This window comes from Clostridium lamae (genome assembly GCF_033043255.1).
GTDB lineage: Bacteria > Bacillota > Clostridia > Clostridiales > Clostridiaceae > Clostridium > Clostridium lamae.
In genome coordinates, this window is sequence record NZ_JASCQJ010000021.1 from 48807 (window position 1) to 61634 (window position 12828).

The following is a 12828-nucleotide window of genomic DNA, read 5'->3' on the forward strand; positions in this document are numbered from 1 at the left end:
TAAGGTTACCTTTTATTTAATGCCCTATATACTTTGTCTGCAGTAAATGGAAGTTCATATATTTCTACTCCTGTAGCATCTGCTATTGCATTTCCTATTACAGATGTAATTGAAATCATAGGATGCTCTGCACAACCTCTCGCACCATATGGACCATCAAGCTGTGGAGTTTCTACAAAATGAAGTTCTATCTTTCCTGGTAAGTCTTGCATTGTAGGAATCTTATAATCTACAAAATTTCTTGTGAGTAATCTCCCTTTATTATCATAAATCATACCTTCACACAAAGCAGTTCCTAGCCCTTGTATTACTCCTCCTACTACCTGTCCTTCTAAAAGCATTTTATTCATAACATGTCCTACATCAAATGCAGATACTATTTTTAATATTTCTATATCCCCTGTATTTTTATCTACTTCTAACTCTATTCCATGTGCTCCAAAAGTCCAATCCAAAGCTGGTCTTCCCTCTCCTGTTTCTTGATTTAAGAAAGTTAGTCCTTGAGCTATACTCTTACCTCTTCCTATTAATGGACCTCCAATTGAATTACCATTTGAATAAATATATCCTATAGCTATCTTATTATAAGGAAGTTTATTTTCTGGATGTTGTTTTACATATACACATTGATCACCTATTGCTAATTCATGTTTAGCAGCATGAAGAACTATTGATCCTAATTCATAAATCTGTTCTACTAAATCATCACATGCTTCTATAATTGCGTTACCTGCAAGAACTGTCATACGACTTGCAACAGTTTGCCAATCATAAGGTGCTGTATCTGTATTTGTTTCATTAACTACATGGATTTTTTCTAAAGGAATATTAAGTCTCTCAGCTATAATTTGAGCTAAAACTGTATAAGTTCCTTGTCCATAATCAATACCACCAACATTAAATTTAATTGAACCATCTTCATTCATCTGAATTAAGGCAGATGTTGCAGACCATGAAGGCATTGCAGGAGCTTTATGAAGAACTGCTATTCCTTTTCCTTTATATTTTCCTGTCTTTATTTCATTAGCTTTTTCTTCTTCCGTCTTTACTGTACCCCATCCTATATTATCTTTTACAACTCTTAAACAATCTTGAACATTTCCTGTATTTTTAGTTATTATTTCATTAGTAATAGTTTTAGACCCAGGCTTTAATAAATTCTTCATTCTAAATTCGAAAGAATCCATATTTAAAGCTTTAGCAATTAGTTCTCTTTGTCTTTCTACTGCCCAAAAGAACTCTGCATGACCAAAACCCCTATATGCTGTTCCAAAAATATGATTAGTATACATTGTATATGAATCTACATATATATTATCTATTTCATATGGGCCTGCTGCAGAATATCCAGAAGCTCTTCCAATATTTACTCCATAATCTGCATAAGCTCCTGCATCCCATAAATATTGAATTTTCTCTGCTACTATTTTACCATCTTTCTTCACACCAGTTTTAATCTTTGCTACCAAGCCTTGTCTACATGGTAGTGTAGAAGTTTCTTCTTCTCTTGTAGGACAAAATTTAACTGGCTTACCATTTGCTGCTTTTGAAAGTAAAACCACTAATGGTTCTAAATGAATGCCTGCTTTTCCACCAAAGCCTCCACCTACATATGGAACTATAACTTCTATATCTTGCTTTGGAATTTCTAAAGCAACACTCATTAAATCTCTTATAGCAAATGGTGCTTGTGCACTACTCCATACTTTAATTTTATTTCCTACCGACCATTTCCCGATTACATTATGAGTTTCCATAGGAACATGAAGCACTTGTGGCTGAGTAAATGTATTTTCTACAATTATATCTGCTTCCTCAAATCCTTTTTCAGGATCTCCTTTTCTTATTTTGAAAAGGTTAGCTATATTTGTTCCTATTACAGGACTAAATACATTTTCCATCCATTTATTACTTGATATATCCTCATGAACCAAAGGTGATTCTTCTTTTAAAGCTTCTTCAACATCTTGTACTACGGGTAATTCTTCATAAAATACATCAATAAGCTCTATAGCCTTTTCTGCAGTTTCAATATCAATAGCTGCTACTGCTGCCACTGCCTCTCCGTAATATCTTACCTTATGACATGCTAATATAGGTCTATCTATCATGTATATTCCAAGCTTTTGATAAGCATCTTTTCCTGTTAATACTGCTTTTACACCAGGTAATGCTTTAGCTTTTGATATATCTATACTCTTTATTAACGCATGTGCATATGGGCTTGTTTTAATCTTAGCATATAGCATTCCTTGAAGTTTAATATCATGAACATATTTAGCCTCTCCAGTAACTTTTTCAATTCCATCTAGTCTTGTTACTCCTTTGCCCACATAATCATAATTCAAATCTATTCCCCCTAATCAGAAATTTAAATTATATCATCAATTATCTATTCTTCTATTGCCTCTTCAACAGATTTTATAATAGATTCATAACCTGTACATCTACAAAGATTTCCTTGCATAGCTTCTTTTATCTCTTCTCTATTTGGCTTAGGATTTTTATTTAGTAAAGCTCTTGCAGACATTATCATTCCTGGGGTGCAAAAACCACATTGAAGACCATTATGCTTAATAAATGCTTCTTGAAGTTTTGAAAGATTACCATTCTTAGCTTCCCCTTCAATTGTTTGAATATATCCTCCATTAGCTTCTAAGGCCATTACTAAACATGAATTGACAGCTTTATCATTGAAAATAACTGTGCAAGCTCCACATTCTCCTGCACCACACCCTTCCTTAGTTCCCGTCAATTCTAATTCTTCTCTTAATAACCAAAGTAAAGTTTTATTTGACTCAACTTCTACAAAAACATCTTCTCCATTTACATTTAGATGAATTTTCTCTTTCATTTTATCCCTCCGAACTTAACTCTTCTAAGATCTGATTTGATAAATATTTTGCCATATCAATTCTAAATTCTTTACTTGCTCTTTGATCACTTATTGGTTTTATTGAAGTAATAATTTTATTAACTATAACTTGGATATTATCTTTAAGATTATTTTTTTTCAATTGGGCAAAGTCCTCAATTACAACTGGTTTTGGTCCTGCAGCTGTTATGGAAACGTTTAAACCGTTATCATTTTTTAAGAACATAGAAACACCTATTTGAGCTAAATCATGTCCTTTTATTCTTGACCTTCTTCTATACATTCCAATACCTTCGATACCTGGAAAAATAATTTTACTAACTAATTCATTTTCCTTTAATACTGTTCTTTTAACTCCTACAAAGAAGTCTTTCACAGACACTATTCTTACACCAGTTTTAGATAAAATCTCTAATTTCCCTTCAAGAACAATAGAAGGTCCAAGCATATCTCCACCAGGTGAAGCATTGCATATATTGCCTAAAAGTGTAGCTCTATTCCTAAGTAAACTATTAGCTAATGTTTTAGCAGCCTGAATTAATATTCTATACTTTTCATTAATAATATCTGAATTTATTATTTCATTTAAAGAAACTGCAGCCCCTATTTCTAATCCTTTATCTTCTGTATATCTTATTTCTTGTAATTCTTGTATATTCTTAATATCCATTAAATAATTACAATTTATTAATCTATCTTTTAGTGCAATAATAAGATCTGTACCACCAGCTAATATTTTTAAGTTCTTGCCATATCCATCTAAGAGTTCTAAAGCTTCTTTTATACTTTCTGGTCTCAAGTACTGAAGTTCTTGCAATTTAATCCCTCCATTACATTTAATTTTAAAAGCTTCTATCATACTAACTTTTATTTTTATATTGTAGTACAATAGAAGCTTCGTCTTAATATTATTCTATAGGTTTAAAAATGAAACCATAACAATCCTTACCAACAGTTTCTTTAATAACTCCTACTGTTGTACTTAATCTCATCCCTATTTCAAGTTCTTCAGAATCAATTTGTCCAGTAGCAGTTAATCCATTATCAAATTTAACTATTCCAAAAGCTAGATAAGGTTTCATATAACCTTCTGGAAGATTATACACTCTTGTATAAGTTAATAATGTTACTTCTCCTCCTAGTTCAACTTCTTCAAATTCTCTATAACCACATTTTCTACATACATAATGCTTTGGATGATGAAGTTCACCACAAGTTGTACATTTATAAGCATACATCTTTTCACTCATCTTCTAATCCTCCACCTTTGTTAATATTGTTGAAACTACATTATTTCCAAAGCCACCAAAGTTAACTGCAAGTCCTACTTTAGCTCCTTCAACTTGTCTTCCTGTTGCTTCGCCTCTTAATTGTTTCACTAATTCAACAACTTGAGAAACTCCTGTTGCTCCTAATGGATGCCCTTTAGCCTTTAATCCACCAGAAGTATTTATTGGAATTTTCCCTCCAACTTTTGTTTCTCCATTACGTGCTGCAATGTGTCCTTGTCCTCTTTCAAAAAATCCTACTTCTTCAGATTCAACTACTTCGAGAATTTGAAATGCATCATGTAATTCAGCCACATCTACATCTTCAGGTTTAACACCTGCCATTTCATAAGCTTTTTTTGCAGAAAGTCTTACTGCTAATAAATCAGTAGGAACTTTTCTTTCAGCTACTACGTGTGTATCTGTAGCTTGACCAATACCTGCTATCTTAACAGGTTTTTTATTAAATCTATCAGCTACATCCATAGCACATAAAAGTACAGCTGCTGCACCATCTGATACTGGGCATACATGATATAGTCTTAATGGTTCTGCAACATAAGGATTTATTACATCTGCATCTTCATCATCAGCAATAGCATACAAACTTGGAACTACGTGAATATGTGCTACTGTATTATGAACTGCATGTTCATGATTTTTAACAGATACCATTGATAAATCCTTTTCAGTTATACCATATTTCTCCATACATAATTTAGTAAACATTCCTGCAAATGAAGGAAGAGTTAGTCCATAATTGTATTCTGCTTCTGGGTGTAGCATAGTTGCAACGAAATCTGTACCTTCCCATCCACTTATTACTCTCATCATTTCTCCACCAACAACTAAAACTGCATCACACATACCACTAGCAATTGCCATATAACCAAGTTTTATTGCAGATCCACCTGATGCTGGACCATTTTCTACTGTATCAGCCATTGCAGGTCTTAGATTTAAAGTATCAACTAAAGCAGATGCAACACCACTTACTCTATTAACCATCCCTGCACCCATTGATGCAACAAAAACTTGATCTATTCCATGATTTTCTCCTGTTTTAACTCCAGCATCATCTAAAGCTTCTACTGCTGCGCTACTAAGCATATCTATAAATGTCCCTCCAGACCATTTACCAAACTTAGTATGTCCAATACCTACTATCCCTACTTCTCGCATCTTCTATACCCCGTTTTTTGTGCATAAGTTTCTGGAAGGATAGGATTTAATGAAGTTGCAAGTAATTCTTCTTTAACTGGACGTCTTCCTGTACATTTAGATTTTTTATGTTTTTCCCATAGTGCTTTAGTTAGAACATAAGTTGGAACTCCACCTAATTCATGCCATACCTCTGGTCTTGACTCTAATTCATACTCTATCATCCATCTCTTAAATCCATTTGGACTTTCTGCAACTATCCAAACTTCTTCTTGATTTAAATAATCAAAATGATATTCCATTTTAGCAGCAAATAATTGTGCTCCGATTCTTAAACCTTGTTTTAAAGTCATTGTATGATAAGACATTCCTGATTTCTCATCTATCATACGACCATTAACTATACCAACTATTACACCATCTATTGTTCCTAATAAACAATACTCATCCTTTACTCTGTATCTATAGTATCCTAATAATTCTGAATAAAATCTTGAAGCAACTATATCATAAAAGTCTTTTTCTACATCCATTAACGGCTTTATAGCTTCTAATACTAGAGGTACTTCTTCTCTCTTTATTTGTCGTATAACCATTTTTTCTCCAGTAGCTAATGTTATATATTTTGCTGGATATTCTGGCATATTACTTTCAGCAGGTCTTAATGTTTGTTCCATTTTATCTATTATCATAACTTAACATCCTTTCAAAATTATTTTTTATTTTTATTTAGTATCAAATGCAACTATACGAGATATACAAGATTCTCCGCCTTCAAATCTCCAAGGGAAACATCCAATTATTAATCTTCTTCCAAGAACCTTATCTATATCTCCACCAAGATTTTCAGCATGAATTATATTAACTGGGAATAAATCGTAGTGCATTAATTGATAATCATCTTCTGGGAAGAAATCATCTAATCCTTTTCCATATTTAGATTTTAAGAATTTATCAGCTTTTCTAGCTTCTTTTGGACACCATTCACGAATCTTTGTATTCATTGGATGATCAGCAGAACCACAGTCAACACCTATCCATTTGAACTCCATTTCCTTACACCAATCAGCAAATTCCTTTGTAGGACCTGGGTGTCTTACCATAAATCTCTCTTCATCAGCATCTGGTTCATCCCAGCCATATTTATGATAACCTGTATTTATTATGAGAATATCTCCTTTTCTAACATCAGCTCTATCCATAATGTCTTTTGATGTATAAATCCCATAATCTTCTGCTATATCAGAGAGGTCTACTACAACTCCTGGTCCAACTAATTCTTCTAGTGGAATACTTGCTATATCTCTTCCATGAGTACAGAAATGAAGAGAACCATCTAAGTGAGTTCCAACGTGATTTGAATGAGTCAACACTTGTCCATTTGCTCCATTTGAAGATAATCTTTTGAAAAATTTAATTTCTAATGGCTCATAAGTTGGCCAAGGTGGTGTTAAATGACTAAGTTTTTGAGTTAAATCATACATTTTTACATTGCTAAAAGCATCAATAATGTTCATTTAAAATCCTCCATTCAATTTATAAATATTTATTTATATATGCATTTAATGCATCTTCAAAACATTTTGTAGGTGGGTGAACTATACCAGCTCCCACTTGTCCAACTCCTGCTCTATTACATGCTATCCCAGTATTTATTACTGGTAATATTGCTGTTTCAATTACCTTTCTTATATCTATACCAGTAGGTGCACCTCTAAAGTTTAAATTCGGTAACTTATAAGCATTATTTTCTGCAAGAGTTATCTCATACATACTATTTGTATAATTTATAGCATCTTTAGGTGTTCCTCCAACAAATTGAACTATTGCTGGTGCTGTTGCCATTGAAAAACCACCTATTCCTGCAGTTTCTGTGATAGAACTATCTCCTATATCCGGATTGGCATCCTTTTCATCAAAGCCTGGGAAGTAAAGTCCTTGAACTAATTCGCATGGTGCAGTAAACCACTCCTTTGATGTTCCACTTAATCTTATTCCAAAATCAGTGCCATTTCTAGACATTGTATATACTACTGTGCTATACTCAATATCTTCTAATGGATCTAAACTACATTTACATGCAGGCATTGAAATATTTAAAAAGAAATGATCATTTTTATCTATAAATGATAGTACCTCTGATTTTAGTTCATTGGAGAAACTTGTCTTAACTACATATGGTGCTAACTCTCTAAATATTAGCGATGTACCAGCTTTATTTCTGTTATGCCCTTCGTCACCCATTTGAACTATTTGTCCAATTATAGCTTTTAAATCTATAGCCCCCCTAATTTCCATTGTTTCTTTAATAACTGGAGCTAATGTATTTTCAATCCACTTAAGTCTATATATAACTTCATCACTAAAGGCACCAAATCTTAATACTTTTCCTAATCCTTCATTAAATGTGCAATAAGCATAATTTCCAAAAGCTTTATTTTGCAGTTTCCATACTGGCATTGAATAAGTAACAACTCCAGCCATTGGACCAACTGTATTATGATGATGGCATGGATCAAAAATTATTTCTCCTGATGCTGCTAAATTTCTTGCCTCTTCTTCATTAAAAGCTAAACCTTCATATAAAAGTCCTCCTATTATTGCACCTCTTAATGGCTCACTCATTCTTTCCCATGTTATTGGTGGACCTGCATGAAGTATAGTTTTCTTTGTCATACCTGGAATATCCTCTCCAGCTTTTCCAACTCCTAATATCACAGGCTGAGCTGATAATAATCTTTCTATAGCTTCTTTATTAGCTGCTTCTATCTTTATTTTTATAACTTCATCTTCTAATTGATCTAGCTTTTTACTTGATTCACTCGGTGGTCTCCAATTTACATGAATTGATTCTACATTTTGTTCTTTTAAATCCTTGTGAAAAGCTTCTAACCCAAGATTTACAACTTTTAAATCATTTTCAAATAATTTATTTATTAAAGACATACTGCACCTCCTAATCCTTTATAGCTTTAAGAAGCTTTGCAGTAAGTCGTACTGCTTGTGCATTTGATGGCATTAGAATAACGCCTGCAGCTTCCAGCTTTTCTTTTTGTTCTCTGTAACTTTGTGGGTCTTTATCAGTTCCACAAATATAAGCTATTATAGATAAATATTTATTTTCAATTTCAAATTTCTTTTTTGCTTCAATAATATATGGTAGCATTTCACCAGCAGGGTCCATGTTAGATCCATATCCTATTACAAAATCCATAAGAATAACTGCTACTTCTTCATCTAAAGCTTCATTAGGTAATCTTTCAACCCTTCCTATTGGATCAATCATTGGATGTGGTCTTCCAACAGTAAAATCATCATCACCTAAATCTATACAAGTATGCTCTTCACTCTTATGAATATCTTTTAATTTAAACTCTGGTGTTAAAGGTATATTAGAATATATTGAAAAACCTTCCTTACCAAGTAGTTTCATAGCTTCATCCGCTAATGTTCCACCAGTATACAATGCTCTTAAATACTTTTGTGATGGATGTAATTTAGATGCTTCCTTTTCAACTATTTCATTTATTTCATTATCTGACATCTCAAATCCTATAAAATCTTGTGGTTCAATTCCTTTTGATAAATTATAGGCCTTATGAGCTGCATCCTCTAAACTTATACATGCATATGCTCCACTTTTCTCTATTTGACTTCTATCTCCACCTATAAAGTTAACTACAACTGGTTTATTAGTGGTCTTAACCATTTCAAGGATCTTTTCAGCCACTTCCTTTGCAGGAGGTTTAGAAATTAAAACTATTACATCAGTTGCATTATCATCCATTAGTGCTTTAAAGCCTTCAAGCATCATTATTCCGCCTACTTCACTCTTTAAATCCCTACCACCAGTACCTATAACTTGTGATAAGCCTCCCCCTAGTTTATCAATAAGTACAGCTACTTCTTGAGTTCCTGTTCCAGATGCACCAACGATTCCTATATTCCCTCTTCTAACTACATTTGCAAAACATAAAGGAATTCCATTAATTATTGCCGTTCCACAGTCTGGTCCCATAACTAAAAGACCTTTATCTCTTCCTAGTTTCTTTAATTCAATTTCTTCTTCTACAGTTATATTGTCGCTGAAAAGCATTACATTAAGTCCTTTATTTAATGCTTTCTTTGCTTCATAGGATGCATACTTTCCTGGTATCGATATTACTGCCATATTTGTATCATTCATATGATTTACTGCAGCAGTTAAAGTTTTAACCTCAATTTCAGCCTCTTCTTCTTTTTGTTTTGAATTTAATAAGTCATTTACTCTATTTACAACTTTCTCCAGACCATCATTATCTTCTGAATATGCTGAAATGAAGAAATCATTAGGTGTTAATGCTCTTATTTGATCATTCGATAGGTTTAAGTTTTCTGCTAATTCTTTATTTAATTCTGTTGCCATTCCAACAATTACTTCTTTAACACCATCCATTTTCTTAACTTCTTTTGTAATAATCATTAGAGCTACTGAATCGTAGTACACGTTTTTTCTAATATCTACACATAGCTTCATTTCCAATTCCTCCTATATCTAATATCCGTAAAAATGGCAAATCCTATATATATTCCAAATGCCATATCACTACCTGATGTTTCTCCTAAGGAAATAACCCTTTTTAAATCATTTGTTATTCTTACATCATCATACTCAGATAATAATGTAGTCATCAGCTGTTTAATCCCCCTACTTATTGCTCCTTTTGCTGAATTCTTCAGCATTTCACTGCTTACCTTTGTAGTTTTGTTTATTGATTTTTCAATTAATTTATTATTAAACTTATATATATTTTTAATATCTAAGTTGTAATAATCTCGCAAATATATAATTGAAGTCATTAATCCACTTATAAAATCATCTATAGATGGTGTTAATCCATAGCCAAATCCAATTATGTTACCTGCATAGTCTTGAATATTAGCAATATCATAACTTATAACAGCTTTTAAAAATTCTATAAATTTATCTTTTATAAACAGATAGCTTTTATCATTATTTTCCAAACTTAATCCATTATTCAATTTTTTTATATCTGTTATACTTAATTTACAAACTAAACCATTTGAAATGCAGTTTTTAATATCATCTAGCAGTGGATAAAAGAAATCTAGTTTCCCGCATTCAAATAAAATATCTTTCATCTTAATTAAGTTTTTCAAAAGAACCTTTTCTTTAATATAGTTATCTAAACTTTCAATATTCGGATCATAGACTTTTACATTTTTTAAATCAACTTTAAAAGTAAAATTACTACAAATAATGAACTCATCGGTAAATACAAATTTATTATTTATATTTAATTTAATCTTTTTAAAATCAAAGCTAACCGGGTTATCTATAACTATGCTCATGGGAGCTATCATCTTATCTTTTGTTAAAATTGTTATCAGTTTATCTTTATATTCTAAGTTGCAAGCATTATTAAATATTGAATGAGCTTTAGCTATTATTGTAGTACTATCTTTAATTTCTTCTAATAAATCCTTACTAATAAACAATGCTTTCAAAATTCTCATCCTTTTTTCATAATTTTATTCTTATACTTCATTATATTTATATATTCTAGCATTATTTATTAAAGCCTTTGTGTAATGTTTATAAAGATGATACCACCCTTTTGTATATATTTACCAACGCAAAAGTACCTATAGGCCAATCTACTATATTGGCCCATAGGTACTTTTAATCTAATTCTATTATATCTAATATTTTTAAGGCTATCTGCAAATTTAGTCTATTATCGCTTTCATCTATATCTAAACCAGTAATTGCCTTTATTTTATTAACTCTATAAACTATGGTATTGTAATGCATATACATCTTTTCAGAAATTTTTTTCATATTTCCATTAAATTTAAAGTATTGTTTTAATGTTTTCACTAATTCTGAATTATATAACTTGTCATACTCTACTAAAGGCACAATTGTATCTTTACAAAAATCAATAAGTTCACCTTTTAAACCATCATGAGCTAATATTCTATAAATACCTAAATCGTCATAATGAATAATTGATTCAGTAGTACTTTTACTTAAATGTTCAACTATAAGCTTGGCTTGCTCTTGGCTTTTATATAGTTGTGATATATCTAAATAGCTTCTTCCTATACCTACTATTATTTCCATTGAAGTAATCTTCTTTAATGCTTCTGCATAAATCTTCTTACATAACCCTAAAGTATCTTCTTTAATCTTAGCAGGATCATAATCTTTAACGTTTCCATATAAGAGTATAATCCTATCACCTCTCTCTACATAGATTATGTTATTTTTATAGGATTTAATAAGTCTATTTACAATAAACACTAAATTGTTAATATCTTTTTGAGAATGATCTAATACATCTTCATTCCATTCTCTTAAAAGAATTTCTATAACACAATATTTATTATCAATGTTAAACTTGTAATTTTTAGATTTTTCAATAGCTCTTTTTAACCTACTTTGGTTTTTGCTTAGTAAATCATCAAAGAATTCTAATTTATAAGTACTTTCCATACTATAAATAGAAATTCTCTTCGCAAATTCCAACATTATAATGTTTATATACAATTCTATGATCATTTGCTGTAAAGTACTTATATTATACTTATCCATCCATATAAAAACATTACCATATTCAATTTTATCTATTATTATAGGAATAATTACTCTTTTTATATTTTGTCCATTTATTTTATCTACATATTCAAAGAAATGTTTTTTGCTATAATTATTGCTTGTAATAAATTTGTATACTATTTTTTCAATTTCACTTTTATCTATATTTTCATTACATATAATTTCACATTTATCATTTATATTTTCATATATTGCTAAGGTATTTCCAATATTATTGTACATTTTTTTAGCTATATCATTTAGGTTACCACCTTTTATCACAATTTCCATAGCCTCTTTATTATATCTTTCAACCTCTAATAATAAAGTAGTTTGTTCATTTATAACTTGAGTTAGTATAGATGAGATTATATCTGTATGAGATACCGAAAGAGGAACCTCTATAATTGGAAAATTAATTGTGTTTGCTAATTGAAAAATATTTTCTGGTAACTCTTTTATGTATCTTCCAACCTTAATCCCTAGACCTGAGACCCCTTTCTCCTTTAGCTTTGGAATTAATTCTTCTAATATTTGTACATTATCTCTGATAGAATATGCAGTAGTAATTAAAAATTCTCCTTCACTTACCCAATCAATAATATCAGGTACCTCCATCACATTTACTTTTGTTATCTTATTATTTAATCCTATATTTCCAGCAAGCACCGTAGATCCCTTTAATATATCTAATTTCAATAAATTTTCTATCGATATCCCCATATTAGTTTTCATAAAAAACTCCTTTAATATTGATTTGCTAATATTTTAATTTTTACAAATATATATGTTTACTAACAAATTATAATCGGATCTTTACTTGTATATATGATATCAAAATCTTAATTATATATCACATTATACTTTTATCAACTTACTTTCTCTTAAATCATCTTTAGAATAGGATTTAACTATATAAGATA

General features: G+C 30.9%; 11 protein-coding genes. All 11 read right to left on the reverse strand.

Translation table 11 applies throughout. The features are described from left to right. Positions 1-5: 5 nt before the first annotated feature. Positions 6-2348, reverse strand: coding sequence for a xanthine dehydrogenase family protein molybdopterin-binding subunit (locus QK892_RS11190; RefSeq protein WP_317273634.1), 2343 nt, complete (start codon positions 2346-2348; stop codon positions 6-8). A 44-nt stretch (positions 2349-2392) separates the two neighbouring features. Continuing rightward, a complete protein-coding gene (locus QK892_RS11195; protein WP_317273635.1) occupies positions 2393-2854 on the reverse strand; it encodes a (2Fe-2S)-binding protein in 462 nt (153 codons plus the stop codon). A gap of 1 nt (position 2855) precedes the next feature. Beyond that, a complete protein-coding gene (locus tag QK892_RS11200) occupies positions 2856-3692 on the reverse strand; it encodes an FAD binding domain-containing protein (RefSeq protein ID WP_317273636.1) in 837 nt (278 codons plus the stop codon). Between the two features lie 91 nt (positions 3693-3783). Further along, positions 3784-4125, reverse strand: a complete 342-nt coding sequence (locus tag QK892_RS11205; protein WP_317273637.1) for a Zn-ribbon domain-containing OB-fold protein — start codon at positions 4123-4125, stop codon at positions 3784-3786. A gap of 3 nt (positions 4126-4128) precedes the next feature. Then, positions 4129-5325, reverse strand: a complete 1197-nt coding sequence (locus tag QK892_RS11210) for a thiolase C-terminal domain-containing protein (protein WP_317273638.1) — start codon at positions 5323-5325, stop codon at positions 4129-4131. Then, positions 5313-5996, reverse strand: coding sequence for a hypothetical protein (locus QK892_RS11215; RefSeq protein WP_317273639.1), 684 nt, complete (start codon positions 5994-5996; stop codon positions 5313-5315). The genes QK892_RS11210 and QK892_RS11215 overlap by 13 nt, the downstream gene beginning before the upstream one ends. 33 nt (positions 5997-6029) lie before the next feature. Next, on the reverse strand, positions 6030-6821 hold the full coding sequence (locus QK892_RS11220) for a cyclase family protein (protein WP_317273640.1): 792 nt from the start codon (positions 6819-6821) through the stop codon (positions 6030-6032). A gap of 19 nt (positions 6822-6840) precedes the next feature. Next, positions 6841-8250: a YlbE family protein gene (locus QK892_RS11225; RefSeq protein WP_317273641.1), complete on the reverse strand. Its 1410-nt coding sequence runs from the start codon at positions 8248-8250 to the stop codon at positions 6841-6843. Between the two features lie 10 nt (positions 8251-8260). Beyond that, positions 8261-9820 carry an acyl-CoA synthetase FdrA gene (gene fdrA, locus QK892_RS11230; protein WP_317273642.1) on the reverse strand — a complete coding sequence of 520 codons (1560 nt, stop codon included), beginning with the start codon at positions 9818-9820 and terminating at the stop codon, positions 8261-8263. After that, positions 9817-10812, reverse strand: coding sequence for a DUF2877 domain-containing protein (locus QK892_RS11235; protein WP_317273643.1), 996 nt, complete (start codon positions 10810-10812; stop codon positions 9817-9819). The genes fdrA and QK892_RS11235 overlap by 4 nt, the downstream gene beginning before the upstream one ends. Before the next feature lie 175 nt (positions 10813-10987). Continuing rightward, positions 10988-12640, reverse strand: a complete 1653-nt coding sequence (locus tag QK892_RS11240; RefSeq protein WP_317273644.1) for a PucR family transcriptional regulator — start codon at positions 12638-12640, stop codon at positions 10988-10990. Positions 12641-12828: the final 188 nt, after the last annotated feature.